We start from the raw sequence: 17758 nt of genomic DNA, 5'->3' as shown, positions 1-17758 counted from the left end.
TTCGGATCAGCTGTTGAAGATCGCGAGGAAGATCAGAATGCCGATGGAGACGGTCGCGCCCCAAGTCACCCACTTGATGAAGCCTGCGAAGGTTTTTTCCTGAACGGTGATGTCCATCTCACCCGGTTTGAAATCGTCGGCCATGTCCGGCAGTCCCTTGTTAGTTGCTGTTGCAGCGTTTGAGCGCGTTGCTAGCGGATTTTTCCCGCCCTGTCACGGCCCAGTCTCAGAGGAAGGTTGCGGCTATTCGCCTTCCAGATCCTGCGCCAGCCGGAAGCCGATCCGCTGCGGTGGCACATCGGCCTGCGGATTGGCCCGCGGCAGGGCGCGCAGCATTACGCTGAGCTGGCTCACATGCTGGATCAGCTGCGTTTTCGCCCCCGACGGATCGGTGCCGTAGAAGGTAACGATATCCGGATCGAAATACCCCAACCCCTCGATGCGCAGCACGCCGGCATTGCCGCCCGTCATGCCCATCGCGATCTCATGCTCGTTGTCGAGCTGTTCCTCGAAGTTGCGAATGTAGAGGATCAGCCGCTCATAGGCCCATTCCGCCGGGCTTTTCTGCCCCACAGGCTTCTGCGCCACGCGGGCAGGCAGCGGGCGCTGCTCGGCACCTTGTGCTGCCGGATCGGTGTGCACGGCATGGGCGCGCGGCAGGGCCTCTGCCTCTTCGGCTTCGGCGGTGGTGCGAATATCGTCTTCCAACGGCTTCTCCTCCCTTGGCAGTGCGGGGCGCGGCAGGCTCAGCCTTTCATCTGCCAGAGCCATGCGCCATCGGCGCGGCGGTGGCGCGATAGCTCGCCCCGATGCCACAGGTGAACCACATGGGCCATGGTCTCGGCAAGGGCGAGCCCATATTCGGAGGCCCGGATCTCGCGCTTGAACATCGGCGGGAAGCATTCCCCGGCGGTGTGTGGCGCGGCGAGATGGGCGCGCAGGCGGCGCAGGGCACCCTCGTGATTCTCGATCAGCTGGCGCATCCGCAGCGGCAGCCCGGTAAAGGGGCGCTTGTGGCCTGCAAGTACCACGTGTTCAGGCCGCGCCAGCGTGGCGAGGCGGCGGCAGCTTTCGTCCCACTCGGCCACAGGATCGGCCTCGGGCTCGGTCGGATAGAGCCCGATGTTGGGCGAAATGGAGGAGATGATCTGATCGCCGGCGATGACGAGATCATCGTCGAGGCTCCAGAAAGTGGCATGTTCGGGCGCATGGCCGTGGCCGATGTGCACCACCCAGCGCCGCCCGCCCATGGTGATCACGTCATCCTGCTGGATACGGGTATAGCCGAGCCGCAGCACGCCCACCCCATCGGCGAAGTTGAAGGGGCGCTCTTCCCTGCGGGCGTCGTAGATCGCCGTATCCATGCCTGCGCTTTTCCAAAACGCGAGCTGTTCAGGCGTCGGGCGCTCCTGCACGTCGAGCGTCAGCATCCTTGCATAGAGGTAGCTCGTGCGCGTCGTCACCAGCTCCGCGCCGTGCTCGGTCTGGAACCAGGCCGCCAGCCCGACGTGATCGGGGTGGTAATGGGTCAGCACCACGCGGCGCACGGGCTTTCCGGCCAGCGGGCCGTCCAGCACCGCCTGCCACTGGCCGCGCGTCTTGCGGGTATCAAGGCCGGTGTCGATCAGCGTCCAGCCGTCGCCATCGTCCAGCGCGTAAGCGTTCACGTGATCCAGCGCCATCGGCAGGCTGAGCCGGATCCAGTAGACGCCTTCCGCGATCAGAACCGCAGCCCCGAAGGCGGGCGGCTCCTCTATCGGGTAGCCGATCCGCATCGGGCCAGCCTCGCTCATGCGGCGAGATCGGCGTCGGTGATGGCGTAGAGCCCCTCGGCCCCCTCCTGCACATGCGCCAGAAGGGCGGCGTGTTCGGGCAGCAGGCGCTTGATGTAGAAGGCCGCCAGATTGGTGCGCGCACCAGCCCCGCCCTCGGCCATGGCGGCCTTCAGATGGTAGTGGGCACCCAGCACGCGGGCAAAGGCGCGCAGGTAGGGCACACAGCCGGCGAAACGGTCGTTCAGGTTTTCGCAGGAAATCAGCCACTCGGTGGTTTCCCGCAGCGATTCCGCCGCGCCCCAGACAGCCTCGGCCAGTTCCGGGAAGGTGCCACGGGAGGCTTCGGCGTGGGTCTCGACCTCCTCCAGCAGGCGGAAAGCAGCCTCGCCGCCATCCATCAGCTTGCGCGCCACAAGATCCATCGCCTGAATGCCGTTGGTGCCTTCATAGATCGGGGTGATCCGGGCATCGCGGGCGAATTGCGCCGCGCCGGTTTCTTCGATGAAGCCCATGCCGCCGTGGATCTGCACGCCCTGATAGGCGACCTCATTGCCCACATCGGTGCCATAGGCTTTGGAGATCGGCGTGAGGAAGGCCGCACGGGCCGTCCAATCGGCGGAGCCTGTGGCGTTCTGCATGTCGATCGCCACGGCGCAGGCCAGCGTGATGGCGCGGGCGGCGAAGATCTCGGCCTTCATGGTGGCGAGCATCCGGCGCACGTCGGCGTGTTCGATGATGCCGCCATGGCCGCCCGCCACAGGCGTTTTGCCCTGCTTGCGGTCCATCGCATAGGCCAGCGCGTGCTGGTAGGCGGCTTCGGCCATGGCCACGCCCTGCGCGGCCACACCGACGCGGGCGTTGTTCATCATGGTGAACATCGCCTTCATGCCGCCGTGCTCTTCGCCCACGAGCCAGCCTTTGGCGCCGTCAAATTCCATCACGGCAGTGGGGGAGCCGTGGATGCCCATCTTGTGCTCCAGCGAGACAACCCGCAGGCTGTTCGCCACGCCCGGGTTGCCATCGGCGTCGGGCAGTTTCTTGGGCACGAGGAACAGGCTGATGCCCTTGGTTCCGGCCACGCCATCAGGCAGGCGCGCCAGCACGAGGTGCACGGTGTTTTCGTGCAGATCGCTGTCGCCCCAGGTGATGAAGATCTTCTGCCCCGACACCGCATAGGTGCCATCGCCGTTCGGCTCGGCCTTGGAGCGCAGCGCGCCCACATCCGATCCGGCCTGCGGCTCGGTCAGGTTCATCGTGCCGCTCCAGATGCCGGCGTTGAGCTTGGGCAGGTAGAGCGCTTTCAGCTCGTCAGAGGCGTGATGCTCCAGCGCTTCGATCTGACCCTGCGAAAGCAACGGGTTCAGCTGCAGCGCCATGCAGGCCGAGGCCATCATGTCGTTCACGGCCGTGCCCACGGAGAAGGGCAGCCCCATGCCGCCGAACTCCGGGTCCGCCGCGAGCCCGACCCAACCGCCCTCGCGGATGGCCTCATAGGCTTCGGCAAAGCCGGGCGAGGAGCGCACGACGCCGTTTTCCAGCCGCGCCGGATGCAGATCGCCCGCGCGGTTCACAGGCGCGATCACCTCTTCGCACATCTTGCCCGCCTCACCGAGCACGGCGTGGGTGACATCGCTCGTGGCTTCGGCAAAACGCTCGGTGGCAACAACCTCGCTCAGGCCGACGATCTCGTCGAAAATGAAGCGGAAATCCTCGACAGGGGCACGGTATGGCATGGGCTTCTCCCTCGGAGCGCTTGGAATCGGCGGACTCCGGCGCTAATCACTCAACTCATCCGCCACCCTAGCCATGGGCCGTCAACCGGCAACCGGAACGCAGCGTCAGAGATCATGACCCAAAAGACCGAATATCTGGACGCCACGGAAAGCGGCATCGAACGGGCCATAAAACGGGCCGGTGACGTCCTGCGCTCAGGCGGGCTCGTGGCCTTCCCGACAGAGACGGTCTACGGGCTTGGCGCGGATGCGGGCAACGATGCGGCGGTGGCGCAGATTTTCGAGGCCAAGGCGCGGCCGCAGTTCAACCCGCTGATCGTGCATGTGGCCTCGCTTGAGGCGGCGCAGGCCTTGGCCGATTTCCCCGATGCGGCGCTGCGGCTGGCGCAGGCCTTCTGGCCGGGGCCGCTGACGCTCGTGGTGCCGATGAAACCCGGCGCGCCCTTGTCAAAGCTGGTGTCGGCGGGGCTGCCCACCGTGGGCCTGCGCGTGCCCGATGCGCCTTTGGCGCAGGCGCTGTTTGAGGCGGCAGGCTGCCCTGTGGCCGCGCCCTCGGCCAACCCGTCGGGCAAGATCAGCCCCACGCAGGCCGCCCATGTGGCGCAGGGCCTCGACGGGCGGATCGACGCCATTCTGGACGGCGGCGCCTGTGGCGTTGGCGTGGAAAGCACCATCGTCGGCTTTGACGGGGAAACGCCCGTGCTGCTGCGCCCCGGAGGCCTGCCTGCCGAGGCGCTGGAGGCCGCCATCGGCGCGCCTTTGAGGCTGGGCGGCTCCAGCCCCGATGCGCCCTCCTCCCCCGGCCAGCTCGAATCGCACTACGCCCCCGGCGCGCCGGTGCGGCTGAATGCGCAGGAGAAGCGCGCGGGCGAGGTCTTGCTGGGGTTTGGCGCTGTGGAAGGGGCGGATCTGAACCTGTCTCCGGCGGGCGATCTACTGGAAGCAGCGGCGAACCTTTTTGCGATGCTGCATGAGTTGGACGGGGCAGAAGCCGAGGCCATCGCCGTTTCCCCGATCCCCGAAACCGGGCTGGGCCGCGCGATCAACGACCGCCTGCGCCGGGCGGCAGCGCCGCGCGGCTGACGGCGAAAACCCATTCCCACAAGCGGTAAGCGCCCGCACGGGTGGGCGCGGAACGCGCCCGCCATGGGGCGGGCGGGCGCGTGCCTGTTTCTCGCGAAACAGGCGCAAAATAACCTTTCGTGGAACTTAGATTCTATGCGTGCCCGGCCGCCGACGAGAGCAGCAGCGGATCCACGCCCATGCCCTTCAGCGCATCCGTCCATTTGCCGTCCTGCGCATCGGAAAACAGCAGCGCGTCCGAGGGCTCGGCGGTGAGCCAGCCGTTCTGGCCGATCTCTTCCTCAAGCTGCCCGCCGCCCCAGCCGGAATAGCCCAGCGCCAGGAAGAAGCTCTTCGGCCCGCTGCCCTCGGCGGCGTCCTGCAGCACTTCGAGCGAGGCCGTCATGCTGGCCATGGCGTTCACCCGCAGCGTTGCGCCCTTGCGGTAGTAATCCGGCGAATGCAGCACGAAGCCCCGGTTGGTTTCCACCGGGCCGCCGAAATGCACAGTCTGATCGGTGTCAAACCGATCCCCGTTAATCGACAGCTGATCCAGCAGATCACCCATCGAGAGCTCTGGCGCTGTCTTGTTCACGATCAGCCCCATCGCGCCCTCATCCGTGTGGTCGCAGATGAAGACAACGCTCTTGTCGAAACGTGGATCCCCCATCCCCGGCATGGCGATGAGAATCTTGCCCTTCAGGCGCATAGGATCGGTGGCTTTGCTCATGAGAGTAAAGATGCGTGCTCGCCCGCGGCAGGGCAAGGGGCGGCGGGCAAACTATCACGCGGCCCTATCCGATTTGTGACTTTCCATCCCACAGGCACGGCGTATTGTCCGCCCAATGAGCAGATCCCGTTTTTCCTTCGCCGCCGCCCTGCGGTGTGCCGCCGTTGCGCTTGCGCTGGCCAGCCCTGCAAAAGCGCAGGTTCTGGCCGCCAATGAGGCCGTTCAGGCCGATTTCCTGCCCGGCTGGCGCGCGGAGGATGGCAGCCATATGGCCGGGATCCGCCTGCGGCTTGCGCCCGGCTGGAAAACCTACTGGCGCGCCCCAGGCGATGCCGGGATCCCGCCGCGCCTCACGCTTGGCGCGTCCCAGAATATCGCCGGTCTGGCGACCTACTGGCCTAGGCCCGAAGTCTCGCATCAAAACGGGATGCGCGTGATTGGCTACACCGGGGAGGTCGTCTTCCCTCTGCGGCTGACCCCACATGACCCAAGTGCGCCGATCACCCTGCGCGGGCGGCTGGAAATCGGCGTCTGCGAGGATGTCTGCATCCCGGTGACGCTCAACATTCAGGGCGAGATGCCGAAAACGACATTGCCCGAACCGGCGATCACCGCCGCGCTGGCCACGCAACCGATGACGGCGAAACAGGCAGGGGTGGCAGGCGTCACCTGCCGCATCGCGCCGATCGAGGACGGGCTGCGTGTGACGGCAGAGATCACCATGCCTTCCGCCGGGGGCGAAGAGATCACCGTTTTCGAGTTGCGTGATGCTTCAGTCTGGATTTCGGAAACCGAGAACAGCCGCAAGGGCGGCACGCTTACGGCCAGTGCCGAGATGGTCGCCGAGAGCGGCCAGCCCTTCGTGCTGGACCGCTCCGAGCTGCGCATTTCGGTGTTGGGCCGTGACAGGATGGTGGACATCCGCGGCTGTACGGCTGGCTAAGGCTGGCGTCCGGTTAGATTGCCGGGCCGTCCACCGGGCCACGCCCGCGGGCAAGCAGCCTAAGCAGCCCTGCCCCCACGAAAGCCACAAGCGCCAGCCCGGAACTTCCGGCCACGAAGAGCCCGAACCCCGCCGCCATGCTCGCGGGCACCTGCGGCAGGGCCGCTGCCACGACCGGCGCGAAGGCCCCCGTCACCGCCACACTGCCCATCGTTGCTGCGAAAAGCCCGGCCATGCCCAGCGCGGCCAGCAGCGTTGCCACGCCCACGCCCCGCGCGCCCCGGCGCAGGCGCAGCGCGCGCCGCAGCGCCTGGAACATCCGGCTGATATCAAGCTGCATCGCCACAAGCGCGGGCACCACCAGAAGCACGAGGAACATGCCGAAACCAAGGCCATAGACCAGCGTGATCACCGTGGGCTTGAGGAACTGCGCCTGCACCGAGCGCTCATAAAGCAGCGGCGCAAGGCCCAGAACGGTTGTCGCCGTCGTAAGCATCACCGCGCGCAGGCGGTCGGCGGTGCCATCCACGATGGCCGGGATCAGTCCGCGATCCTTGGCGTAATCGTCGATTGTCGTCACCAGCACGATGCTGTCGTTGATGATGATCCCCGTCATGCCGATCAGCCCGACGACGGTGAACATGGACAGCGGCACCTCCCAGATGTAGTGGCCGTAGATCGTGCCCACGAGGCCGAAGGGGATGATCGCCATCACCACGAAGGGCCGGCTCCAGCTTGCGAAGATCCACGCCAGCACGAGGTAGATCCCCGTCAGGCACATGGCGAAGCCCAGCAACGCGTCGTTCAGGAAGCTTTGCTCCTGTTCGGCCAGCCCGCCCATCTGCCAGCCGACACCGTGATCGCTTTCGATCTGCGGCAGGATCACCTCGCGCAGCTCTTCCACGATGGCCTGCGCCCGCGCCGGATCATCTTCGGAGATGTCTCCCGTCACATTCACCAGCCGCAGCCCGTTCTCCCGCTGCACGGTGGAGAAGCCGGTTTCGCTCTGCACCGTCACGATGTCGGACAGCGGCACGTAAACGCCCTGCGGCGAGCGCAGCTGGGTGCGTTCCATGAAATCCGCCGTCAGCTCGCCCGTGGGCAGTTCGACGCGGATCTCGGCGGAGCGCGGGCCGTCCGGGTAGGTGGCGGCCTCGATGCCGTTGAGCCGGTTGCGCAACACGCGCCCCAGCGAGCCGATCTCAAAGCCCAGCGCCTGCCCCTGCGGAGTCAGCTCCAGCACCAGCTCCTGCTTGTCATAGGCCAGCGAATCCTCAACGGCAGAGACTTCCGGATACACCGCCACGGCCGTTTTCAGCGCCTCTGCGGCTTCCTTCAGCGTTTCGGAATCCGCCCCGTAGAACTCCACGTCCAGCGCATCGCCGCCGGGGCCGGAGCGCCAGCCGCGGAAGCTGACCGTCTCGGCCAGCGGGTGCTGGCGCACCTCTTCCTGCAGATCTGCCACGAAAGCGAAGGCGGAATAGGGGCGCAGGTCGGCGTCGATCAGTTCGATGGCGATGGAGCCCAGAAGCTCGGCATCCTTGTTCTCACTGCCCGCGATGGAGCGCCCGGTGTTGCCGCCGATCTCGGCCAGCACGTAGTCCAACGGGTTGCGTCCGTGTTCCTCTTCCATGCGCTGGCCCACCGCCTCGGCGGCGCGCTGCATCTCGCGCATCATCGCCAGCGTGTCCTCGCGGCTCGCGCCGGAGACCATGGCGAAATTGCCCGACACGGAGGACTGCTCCGGCGCGTTGAAGAAGCGCCACTGCACGTCGCCCCGGATGAAGAGAACCGCCTGCGAGGCCAGCAGCACGAAAGCCCCGGCCAGCACCGGATACCGCGCCCAGACGACGAACCGCATCAGCGGGCGGAACAGCGTTTCGCGCACCCATGTGAAGCCCCGGTTCACCACGCGGTTGGGCCAATCGTACCAATGCTGCTTGGCCGAATGGGCGATGGCGTGGCTCATGTGGTTGGGCAGGATCAGGAAGCATTCCACCAGCGAGGCGATCAGCACCACGATCACGGTGAAGGGAATATCGGAAATCAGATCGCCGAAGCGGCCCGAGATCACGGTGAGGCCGAAGAAGGCGATCACGGTGGTGATGGTGGCCGAGAACACCGGCGGGGCCATGCGCACGGCGGCGTTCTCCGCCGCTTCTACGGGGCTTTCCTTCAGCCTTCGTGCCCGGAAATCCGCGTGTTCGCCCACCACGATGGCATCGTCCACCACGATCCCCAACGTGATGATCAGGGCAAAGAGCGAGATCATGTTGAGCGTCAGACCGGCCACATACATCAGAGCGATAGCCGCCAGCATGGCCACCGGAATCCCGGCCGCCACCCAGAAGGCCGTGCGCGCGTTGAGGAACAAGAACAGCAGGCCCACGACGAGGCCCAGCCCCATGAGCCCGTTGTCCATCAGCAGGTTCAAACGGCCCGTGATCGCTTCTGCCCGCGTGCGGATCAGATCGATACTCACCTCGGCGGGCAGCGTGCGCTGCATCTCGGCGGCGACGTCCTCGACCTGCCGCTGGATGCGGATGGCGTCGCCCTGATCGGAGCGGTCCACCCGCACCGAGATCGCCGGGTTCGGCCCCACGAAATAAGCGCGGTCCCGGTCGATGCCTTCCACGCGCACTTCGGCCACATCGCCGATGCGCAGTTTGGAGCCGTCCGGGTTGGAGCGCAGCACGATGGCCTCGATCTCGTCGGCGGAGCGTTTCGCCACGCCAGTGCGCACCCGCGCCGTGCCGCCGGACACATCCCCCGCCGGATCGGCGCTGGCCTCTGCTGCGATGGCCTCGGCGATTTCCGCCATGGTCACATCGTTGCGGATCAGCGAGAGCGTCGGCACCTCGACGATGGTTTCCGGCGCGGCGACGCCCCGGATGGTCGTCCGCGTGACCCCGGCGGCAAAGAGCCGGGTGATGAATTCATCGGCAAACCGGCCAAGCTGCGTCACATCCACGGGGCCGGTGATGACAACATCGGTCACCCTGTCGCGCCACACGCCGCGCCGGACTTCGGGATCCTCGGCGTCCTCGGGCAGATTGCTCACCCCATCCACCGCCGACTGCACATCATCGGCGGCGCGGGACATGTCCCAGTTGGGCTCGAACTCAAGGTTGATGCTGGCGCGCCCTTCGCGCGAGGTGGCCGAGGTGCTCTCCACCCCTTCCACCGCCAGCAGAGCGGGCTCCAGAAGCTGGACGATGGCGGTGTCCACATCTTCCGCCCCCGCGCCATCCCAAGCGACGATGACCGAGACGGAATCCACGATCACATCGGGGAAGAACTGCGCCCGCATGCGCGGCATCGCGGCAAGGCCGGCGACGATCAGCACCACCAGCAGCAGGTTCGCCGCCGTGCGGTGGCGGGTGAAGTAGGAGAGGATGCCGCCCGCGCGGCCCGAGAGCTGGCGCACCATCGCTTAGCCCCCCATCCGGCTTTCCAGCCGCTCCAGCACCTGCGCGGGCACCTGCGGCGCTTCAAGCTGGCTCAGGATGCGCTGTTTCACCTCCGCCGGCATCCGCGCATTGCCTTCCACAAAGGCGACAAGCTTGGCGCGGCGTTCATCCGTGAGTGTCACCAGTTCCGGCTCCTCCGGCGCTTCCGTGCCTTCCGGGCGGATCGGGCGCACCTTGATGCCCGCGCCCAGCACGGGCGAGCGTTCGGTGACGATCTCGCGCCCATAAATCTGCGGCGCGCGGATTAGAACCTCGTCGCCCTGACGGCGCAGAAGCTCCACGTTGGCCTCTTCAAGCCTGTCTTCCTCGCCGATCACGAGCACTTGCGACGCCGCGTTGAGCGCGGTGGAAGGCACGCGGGCCACACCGCGCAGTTCGGGCTCCTCGATGGCGACGGTCACGAAATCGCCGGGGCGGAAGCCCGCAGGCCGGTCAAGCCGAGCAAACAGCAGGCGGCCCGTCTGGCCCTCGCCCACGGCGGCGCTTTCGCGGGAGATGGTGCCGGTGGCCGTCAGATCGAGCCCCAGCACATCCAGCCGCACCTGCACCGGCGCGCCAATCAGGCGGCCATCGGCATCGAGCAGGCGCGCGTAATCGGCGGTGGAGACGCGGAATGCCACCTCCAGCGCGTCCGGGTCGGTGAGGGTGGCGAGGCGTTCGTTGTTGGCCACGAGCCCACCTTCCACCACGGCGACCTCGCCCAGAAGGCCGGTGAAACCTGCGGTGATTTCGGTGTCTGCCAGTTTGCGCTCGGCCTCGGCCACGGTGATTTCGGCGCGGTTGAGACGGGTGAGCGACAGATCCGCCCGCGCCTCGGCCTGCGCCAGCGCCTGACGGCGCGACACCACCTGCTGCCGGGCGGCGGCCTCGGCCAAAGCGGCGGTTTCCACGGCGGAATCGGTGCCGACGCCGCGCTCCTTCAGGCTCTGCTGGCGCTCCAGCGCGGCCGTGCGCAATTCGAATTGCTGCTCGGAGGAGGAGAGCTCGTCACTGGCCAGTTCCAGCCCGCGCTCGGCATCACGCACTTCGGCCTGTGCTTCGGACAGATCCGCCCGCGCACGGTCCAGTGTAGCCTCGGCATCGGCCGGATCGATGCGCAGCAGGAAATCGCCCGCCTGCACGCGCCCGCCTTCCTCAAAACCTTCCGCCATCTCGACAACACGGCCCGAGGAGGCCGCGCGAATGTCCAGCGTGCGGCGGCTGCGAACCTCGCCGAAGGTCTCCAGAACCGGTGTTTCCGCACCGGGCACAACATCCATCACCCCGGCGGCAAAGACGCGCTCACGCGACGGGCGCTCGCGGCGCTCTTCGGCACGTTTGGCTTCCAGCGCCGAATAGACGGTGTTGCCCGCCCAGGCAAAGAGCCCCAGCGTGACCGCCAGAAGAAAGAGCCCCATCAGGCTGCGTCCCAGAAACCTCATTGCCTGCCTTTCCCATTGCAGCAGCGGGCCACGCCACGGCGCGCCCGATCGTCTGTTCTTTTATTATAGCTCAAACCGAGCGGATTACGGGTTATACGCGCGGCGCGATCACTTCCGTCGGAGTTTTTCGTCCAGTCGCGGGAAAATTTCGACGAAGTTGCAAGGGCGGTGGCGCATGTCGAGCTGGAAGGCGAGGATCTCGTCCCAGGCGTCCTTGCAGGCGCCGGGGCTGCCCGGCAGCGCAAAGAGGTAGGTGCCCTGCGCCACGCCGCCGGTGGCGCGGCTCTGCACCGCCGAAGTGCCGATCTTCTTCATCGAAACGATGGTGAAGACGGTGCCGAAGGCTTCGATTTCCTTTTCATAGACATCGCGGTGTGCCTCGACCGTCACGTCCCGGCCCGTCAGCCCGGTGCCGCCGGTGGAGATCACCACGTCGATCTGCGGATCGGCGCACCAGGCGCGAAGCTGCTCGGCAATCTCGGCGCGTTCGTCGGGCAGGATCTTGCGATCGGCCAGCACGTGGCCCGCCTCCGTGAGCCGCTGCACCAGCACGTCGCCGGAGCGATCCTCGGCCAGCCCGCGGCTGTCAGACACGGTGAGCACGGCGATGCGGGTGGGGATGAAGGCGATGGTTTCGTCGATACGGCTCATGAGATCCTATCCGTGGCGCAGAAAGGCCAGCCGGAGGGCGAGGCCTGCGAAAATCGTTGAGGAGACCCAGCGAATGGCGCGCTCAAAGCGCACCGAGCGCAGGAGCCGCGTGCCAAGCCCGCCCGCGAAGACGCCCACCGCCCCGTTGACGATGAAGCCGCCCACCGCCAGCACGCCGCCATAGACAAGGAATTGCGGCAGCGTGGGCAGGGCCGGGTTCACGAATTGCGGCAACAGGGCCAGCACGAAGAGGATCACCTTGGGGTTTGTCAGGTTCACCACCAGCGCCTCGCGGAAGGCGCGCCGGGCGGAGCGCGCCGCCGGGGTGGGCGCGTCCTCGGGCGAGGTGAGCGGGGAGCGCAGGGTGCGCCAGGCAATCACCAGCAGGTAGGCGACCCCAGCCCAGCGGATCACCTCGAACATCGCCGGGTGCCGCGCGATCAGCGCGCCAAGGCCGATGCCGGCGAGCAGCACATGCACCATCGCCCCGAGCGAAATGCCTAGGCTCGCCGCCACCGCCGCGCGCTTGCCCGCGCGCAGGCCCTGCCCGAAGCAGAACATCATGTCCGCCCCCGGCGTGAGGTTCAGGGCAAGGGCGGCGGGCAGGAAAGCCAGCAGGAACGCCGGATCAATCATGGCGCTTTGCCCTCACCCAGAAGCCGCGCCTTGATGGCCAGAAGATCCTGCCACGCCTCGCGTTTGAGGCTCGCGTTTTTCAACAGGGCGTCGGGGTGGGCCATCGGCATCGCCGGGATGCCCTTTACCTCCTGCCAATGCCCGCGCAGGCGCGTGATGCCGCTTTTCTTCAGCAGGCCCGCACAGGGCGCATTGCCCATCAGCACCAGCAGGTCTGGCGCGGCCAGTTCGATGTGTTTCTCCACAAAGGGCCGCAGCATGGCGAGCTCCTGCGGGCTCGCATCACGCCCCTGCGGTGGGCGCCACGGCAGCATCGTGGTGGTATAGAGCGCGGCTTCCGCGTCGGGCGCGCCACGGCTCAAGCCGATGGCATCAAACATCCGGTCCAGCAACTGGCCTGCGGAGCCGACAAAGGGGCGGCCCTCGCGATCTTCGTCCCGGTCCGGCGCGCCACTGACGATCATCACACGCCCAGTTGGCTGGCCATCGCCAAACACGAGGTTGCGCGCGCCTTTTTTCAGATCGCAATGGGGGAAAGCCGCAAGCGCGGCTTCCAGCGCCTCAAGCGAAGTGGCCGCGCGCGCCGCGACGCGGGCTTCGGCCACAGGATCCACTTCCGGCTCGGGCGCGGGGACCGGCGGCTTGGCCGTGCGAGTGGGCATGGGCGCGGAAGCTGCGGGCGCTGCCGCAGGCAAAGCCGGTTTCGGGGCCTCATATCGGTTCACGGGCGCGTCGAGGATTGCCTCGTCCGCCCCCATTTCCAGCTGCCATTCCAACAGGGCCTTGGCCGTATGAAAATCCATCTCCGCGTTCATGCGCGCCACGCTACGCCTGTGCGCGGGCAAGGTAAATCCCCGGCAAATCCGCGCCGCTGCCACCTTGTGCGCCCCGCCCCTGCTTTCTATAAGCGATGCCACCCGGACAAGGAGGCTCCATGACGTTCAACCACCGCCATCTCCTCGGAATCGAGCCCCTGCACCCGGAAGAGATTCGCACCCTGCTGGACCTCGCCGACCAATACGCGGACCTCAACCGCCGCGCGGTGAAACACGCCGATGCGCTGGCCGGGCTCACCCAGATCAACATGTTCTTCGAGAACTCCACCCGCACGCAGGCGAGCTTCGAGATCGCGGGCAAGCGGCTGGGGGCGGATGTGATGAACATGGCGATGCAGGCCAGCTCGATCAAAAAGGGCGAAACCCTGATCGATACGGCGCTGACGCTCAACGCCATGCACCCCGATCTTCTCGTCGTGCGCCACCCCCATTCCGGCGCGGTGGACCTGCTGGCCCAGAAGGTGAACTGCGCGGTGCTGAACGCCGGCGACGGCAAGCACGAACACCCGACGCAGGCGCTGCTGGATGCGCTCACCATCCGCCGCGCCAAGGGCCGGCTGCACCGGCTCAACATCGCCATTTGCGGCGACATCGCCCATTCGCGCGTCGCGCGCTCCAACATAATCCTGCTCGGCAAGATGGAAAACCGCGTGCGCCTTGTTGGCCCGCCCACGCTGATGCCCTCTCAGGTGGGGGAACTGGGCGTCGAAGTCTATGAGGACATGCGCGAAGGGCTGAAGGATGTGGACGTTGTGATGATGCTGCGGCTTCAGCGCGAGCGCATGGACGGCGGCTTCATCCCCTCCGAGCGCGAGTATTACCACCGCTACGGGCTCGACGCCGAGAAGCTCTCCTTCGCCAAGGACGACGCCATCGTCATGCACCCCGGCCCGATGAACCGCGGGGTGGAGATCGACGGCACCATCGCCGACGACATCAACCGCTCTGTCATTCAGGAACAGGTGGAGATGGGCGTCGCCGTGCGCATGGCGGCGATGGATCTGCTCGCCCGCAACCTGCGCGCCGCCCGCGCGCCGCAAGGCGTGATGGCCTAGGCCCGATGCCCGATCCCGATCTGATCCCAAACCACCAGATGGTGCCCACTGCCCCGCTCGCCGAGGGCGAAACTCTGCTGGAAAGCTTCCCCGCCGACCGCGCCACCTATGTGCGCGATCACGCCGCCATGGCCGCCGTGGCGATGGCGGGCGGGATGATCGTGCTCTGGCTTCTGGGCAACCCCTACCTCTGGACGGGGGCCGTTGGCGGGCTGGCCGCGATTGCCGTGCGGGGCTTCTATCTGGCGAGCGAGGATCTTTCGGCGCGCTGGGATCTAACGGACCGCCGCTTGCTGGGCCCGATGGGCCGCATCGTGCCGCTCGCTTCCATCGCGCAGATCCGCGCCTTGGGAAGCGCGGTGCAGATCGTCACCACCGGCGGCGACAAGCACCTGATCAAGTATCAGGCCAACAAGGACACCACCCGCCGCGCCATAGCCCGCGCCGCCGGGCTGCCGCAGGAGGGAACAGCATGAGCGCCCTGCTCAGGATTTCGGAGCACGACCACAAGCGCCTCTATCTCTTCGCGGTGGATGCGCCGCCCGAGGTGGCCGAACCGCTCGTCACCCGGAGCGAGGCCGCCGACGGCAGCACTGTTTGGCCGCTACAGGAAAAGCTTGGCGCGCAGGATCTGGACCCGGAGTTCGTGGAGGCCTTCGATGTCTCCGATCTCGCGGAGTTCGGCTTGATGCAATACCTGCACGAAGGCGGCGGCATCCCGCAGGAGCAGCTGTCACCCTTCGCGGATCAGCTCAACGCACTGGAAGGCTGGGTCGTGCTGATCGCTTCCTCCGCCTTCAAAGGGGTGGAACAGGAGCTCTGGCCCGAAGCCCCCCTGCGCCTGCTCGCCCGTTTTGACGAGGAAAGCCCCGCCCCGCCGCCGCCCTTCGGGCTGGAAAGCGCCGCCGCCACCGGCGTTCTGGACGGCACGCCTAAGCGCAAGACACCATCCGACGCCGCCATGTCGGGCCGCGTGGCCATGGTGATGCTGCTTCTGATGTTCGGCCTCACCGGCGTCGTGATCTGGATTTCCGCCGGATGAGCGATAGCTGGCAGGGCATATTGGACGAGGGTGAAACGTTGCTCTGGCAGGGTCGCCCGGACACGCGGTTCGTGGTGATGCGCAAGGATCTGCTGCCCGCGCTCTTCGGCCTCGCCTTCGCTGGGCTCGCTCTGCGGATGATGGCTGGCGCTTTGGAGGATGGCCCCTTCCCGGCCCTGTTCCTGCTGCTCTTCGTGGCGGCCGGGCTAGCGGTGGCCGTCGCCACCCCCTTTCGCTTCTGGCTGCGCCGCCGGGTGGCAACCTATTCACTCTCCACCCGGCGCGCCTTCATTGCCAATCTCTGGCCGCGCAAGATGCTGCGCGCCTATGAGATCGCCCCGGACGATGTGCTGGAACTCGCCGAGGGCTCGCCCGGGTCCGTCTATTTCCGCACCCAATACCGCAACACCGCCAAAGGCTCGCGCCGGGAGCGGATCGGCTTCGAACGCATCGACGAAGCCCGCCATGTCTATGACCTGCTGCGGCAGGTCCAAAGGAGCCGCGCATGAGCCTCTTGATCGAGAACGCCCGCCTGATTGATCCCGAAGCCGGCACCGACAGCCTCGGCTGGCTGCTGGTGGACAACGGCCGGATCGAGGCGAAGGGCACGGGCGCGGCGCCCGCTGCCGTGCAGGTGCATGACGCACGCGGCAAATGCCTCGCACCGGGGATCGTGGATATCGGTGTGAAGATCGGCGAGCCGGGCGAGCGCCACAAGGAAAGCTTCCGCACCGCGGGCCGCGCGGCGGCGGCGGGCGGCGTGACAACCATCGTCACCCGCCCCGACACGCTGCCTGCCATCGACACGCCCGAAGCGCTGGAGTTCGTCACCCGCCGCGCCAATGAGGCCGCGCCGGTGAATGTGCTGCCGATGGCGGCGCTCACCAAGGGCCGCGAGGGGCGCGAGATGGTGGAGATCGGCTTCCTGCTCGATGCCGGTGCTGTGGGTTTCACCGATTGCGATCACGTGGTGACGGACACCAAGGTGCTCTCCCGCGCGATGACCTACGCCCGCTCCCTCGGCGCGCTGGTGATGACCCACCCGCAGGAGCCGATCCTGTCCAAGGGCGCGGCTGTGACCTCGGGCAAATTCGCCACGCTCAAGGGGCTACCCGCCGTGTCGCCCATGGCCGAACGCATGGGGCTTGAGCGCGATCTCGCGCTGGTCGAGATGACGCGCGCGCGCTACCACGCCGACGCGCTCTCCACCGCCGCCGCTCTGCCCGCGCTGGCCCGCGCCAAAGCCGCCGGGCTGGACGTGACCGCCGGTGTAAACATCCACCACCTGACGCTGAACGCGCTGGACGTGGGCGATTACCGCACCTTCTTCAAGATGAAGCCACCCCTGCGCGATGAAGAGGATCGGCTGGCGCTGGTGCAGGCAGTGAAGGACGGGCTGATCGACACGATCTCCTCCTTCCACACTCCGCAGGACGAAGAAAGCAAGCGCCTGCCCTACGAGGAGGCCGCCTCCGGCGCCGTTGGGCTGGAAACGCTGCTGCCCGCCGCGCTGCGGCTGTATCATGCCGAGCTCCTGGATCTGCCCACGCTGTTCCGCGCCATGGCGCTGAACCCGGCCAAACGGCTTGGCCTCACCCGAGGTAGCCTTGCCGTGGGCGCGCGTGCCGACCTCGTGCTCTTTGATCCGGATGCGCCCTTTGTGCTGGACCGTTTCACGCTGCAGTCGAAGTCCAAGAACACCCCCTTTGACGGCGCGCGGATGCAGGGCAAGGTACTGCTGACGCTTGTTGCCGGAACCCCAGTGCACGGATCCCTCTGATGCCCGATTTCACCACAGCCCTGCCCCTGCTCGCGCTCACGGCCATCGCAGGCTACCTGCTCGGGGCCGTGCCCTTCGGCCTTGTGATGGCAAAGATCTTCGGCCTCGGCGATCTGCGCCAGATCGGCTCGGGCAACATCGGCGCCACCAATGTGCTGCGCACCGGCAACAAGCTCGCCGCCTTCCTGACGCTGGTACTGGACGCGGGCAAAGGCGGCATCGCCGTGCTGCTGGCGCGGTACCTGATCGGCGAAGACGCCGCCCAAGTGGCGGGTGGCGCGGCCTTCCTCGGCCATTGCTACCCGGTCTACCTTGGCTTCAAGGGCGGCAAGGGCGTGGCGACTTTCCTCGGCACGCTGCTCGCGCTCAGCTTCCCGCTCGGCCTCATCGCCTGCGGCACATGGCTCGCCACAGCCGCCATCACGCGGATCTCCTCACTCTCCGCCCTCGTGGCCGCCGTCACCTCGCCGCTGGCGGCGATCCTCATCGGCCGCGCCGACGCCGCCCTGCTCTGCGCCCTTCTGGCGCTGCTGATCCTGCTGCGCCACAAGGCCAACATCACCCGCATCCTCGCGGGTGAAGAGCCAAAGATCGGCAAGAAGAAAACCTAACGGATTCTCACGG

18 protein-coding genes are annotated in these 17758 nt (G+C 67.0%); 8 read left to right on the top strand and 10 right to left on the bottom strand.

What is annotated here, in order from left to right; genetic code table 11:
- Window positions 1-6 precede the first annotated feature (6 nt).
- From KVX96_RS02380 to KVX96_RS02365, 4 genes are all read right to left on the bottom strand, one after another.
- The gene (locus KVX96_RS02380; protein ID WP_261192615.1) at window positions 7-144 is read right to left on the bottom strand and encodes an aa3-type cytochrome c oxidase subunit IV; all 138 of its coding nucleotides are present in this window, start codon (window positions 142-144) and stop codon (window positions 7-9) included.
- A gap of 99 nt (window positions 145-243) precedes the next feature.
- Window positions 244-708 (bottom strand): DUF6173 family protein, encoded by a 465-nt coding sequence (locus KVX96_RS02375; RefSeq protein ID WP_261192614.1) that lies wholly within the window; start codon window positions 706-708, stop codon window positions 244-246.
- Window positions 709-746: 38 nt separating this feature from the next.
- A complete protein-coding gene (locus KVX96_RS02370; RefSeq protein WP_261192613.1) occupies window positions 747-1793 on the bottom strand; it encodes an MBL fold metallo-hydrolase in 1047 nt (348 codons plus the stop codon).
- Window positions 1790-3508, bottom strand: coding sequence for an acyl-CoA dehydrogenase (locus tag KVX96_RS02365; protein WP_261192612.1), 1719 nt, complete (start codon window positions 3506-3508; stop codon window positions 1790-1792). The genes KVX96_RS02370 and KVX96_RS02365 overlap by 4 nt, the downstream gene beginning before the upstream one ends.
- A 114-nt stretch (window positions 3509-3622) precedes the next feature.
- On the opposite strand from KVX96_RS02365, the gene KVX96_RS02360 reads away from it, so the two are divergent.
- Complete coding sequence (locus KVX96_RS02360) at window positions 3623-4591, top strand: L-threonylcarbamoyladenylate synthase (protein WP_261192611.1); 969 nt, start codon at window positions 3623-3625, stop codon at window positions 4589-4591.
- 133 nt (window positions 4592-4724) lie between these two features.
- Here KVX96_RS02360 and KVX96_RS02355 read toward each other — a convergent pair whose 3' ends face one another.
- On the bottom strand, window positions 4725-5300 hold the full coding sequence (locus KVX96_RS02355) for a YqgE/AlgH family protein (protein ID WP_261192610.1): 576 nt from the start codon (window positions 5298-5300) through the stop codon (window positions 4725-4727).
- A gap of 115 nt (window positions 5301-5415) precedes the next feature.
- Here KVX96_RS02355 and KVX96_RS02350 point away from each other — a divergent pair, with 115 nt between their 5' ends.
- Window positions 5416-6243, top strand: a complete 828-nt coding sequence (locus tag KVX96_RS02350; RefSeq protein WP_261192609.1) for a protein-disulfide reductase DsbD domain-containing protein — start codon at window positions 5416-5418, stop codon at window positions 6241-6243.
- A 13-nt stretch (window positions 6244-6256) separates the two neighbouring features.
- On the opposite strand, the gene KVX96_RS02345 is transcribed toward KVX96_RS02350, so the two are convergent.
- The 5 genes from KVX96_RS02345 to KVX96_RS02325 form a co-directional block, all read right to left on the bottom strand.
- Entirely contained in the window at window positions 6257-9673 is a 3417-nt protein-coding gene (locus KVX96_RS02345; protein WP_261192608.1) for an efflux RND transporter permease subunit, read from the bottom strand.
- Window positions 9674-9676: 3 nt separating this feature from the next.
- On the bottom strand, window positions 9677-11134 hold the full coding sequence (locus KVX96_RS02340) for an efflux RND transporter periplasmic adaptor subunit (RefSeq protein ID WP_261192607.1): 1458 nt from the start codon (window positions 11132-11134) through the stop codon (window positions 9677-9679).
- A gap of 108 nt (window positions 11135-11242) precedes the next feature.
- Complete coding sequence (gene moaB / locus KVX96_RS02335) at window positions 11243-11785, bottom strand: molybdenum cofactor biosynthesis protein B (protein WP_261192606.1); 543 nt, start codon at window positions 11783-11785, stop codon at window positions 11243-11245.
- A 6-nt stretch (window positions 11786-11791) separates the two neighbouring features.
- Window positions 11792-12421, bottom strand: coding sequence for a LysE family translocator (locus tag KVX96_RS02330; RefSeq protein WP_261192605.1), 630 nt, complete (start codon window positions 12419-12421; stop codon window positions 11792-11794).
- Window positions 12418-13236 (bottom strand): uracil-DNA glycosylase, encoded by an 819-nt coding sequence (locus KVX96_RS02325; RefSeq protein WP_261192604.1) that lies wholly within the window; start codon window positions 13234-13236, stop codon window positions 12418-12420. The genes KVX96_RS02330 and KVX96_RS02325 overlap by 4 nt, the downstream gene beginning before the upstream one ends.
- Window positions 13237-13355: 119 nt before the next feature.
- Between KVX96_RS02325 and KVX96_RS02320 the strand changes: the two genes are divergently transcribed.
- The 6 genes from KVX96_RS02320 to plsY are packed head-to-tail and all read left to right on the top strand — an operon-like array spanning window position 13356 to window position 17745.
- Entirely contained in the window at window positions 13356-14312 is a 957-nt protein-coding gene (locus tag KVX96_RS02320; protein ID WP_261192603.1) for an aspartate carbamoyltransferase catalytic subunit, read from the top strand.
- 5 nt (window positions 14313-14317) lie between these two features.
- The gene (locus KVX96_RS02315) at window positions 14318-14788 is read left to right on the top strand and encodes a hypothetical protein (RefSeq protein ID WP_261192602.1); all 471 of its coding nucleotides are present in this window, start codon (window positions 14318-14320) and stop codon (window positions 14786-14788) included.
- Window positions 14785-15354, top strand: a complete 570-nt coding sequence (locus KVX96_RS02310) for a hypothetical protein (protein WP_261192601.1) — start codon at window positions 14785-14787, stop codon at window positions 15352-15354. Before KVX96_RS02315 ends, KVX96_RS02310 begins: the two co-directional genes overlap by 4 nt.
- Complete coding sequence (locus tag KVX96_RS02305) at window positions 15351-15863, top strand: aspartate carbamoyltransferase catalytic subunit (RefSeq protein WP_261192599.1); 513 nt, start codon at window positions 15351-15353, stop codon at window positions 15861-15863. The genes KVX96_RS02310 and KVX96_RS02305 overlap by 4 nt, the downstream gene beginning before the upstream one ends.
- A complete protein-coding gene (gene pyrC, locus KVX96_RS02300; RefSeq protein ID WP_261192598.1) occupies window positions 15860-17134 on the top strand; it encodes a dihydroorotase in 1275 nt (424 codons plus the stop codon). The genes KVX96_RS02305 and pyrC overlap by 4 nt, the downstream gene beginning before the upstream one ends.
- Complete coding sequence (plsY, locus tag KVX96_RS02295) at window positions 17134-17745, top strand: glycerol-3-phosphate 1-O-acyltransferase PlsY (RefSeq protein WP_261192597.1); 612 nt, start codon at window positions 17134-17136, stop codon at window positions 17743-17745. The genes pyrC and plsY overlap by 1 nt, the downstream gene beginning before the upstream one ends.
- Window positions 17746-17758 lie beyond the last annotated feature (13 nt).

The organism is Pseudoruegeria sp. SHC-113, assembly GCF_025376885.1.
Lineage (GTDB): Bacteria > Pseudomonadota > Alphaproteobacteria > Rhodobacterales > Rhodobacteraceae > Pseudoruegeria.
Note: the sequence above shows the minus strand (reverse complement) of the source record. Positions and strands in the feature narration are given on the sequence as shown.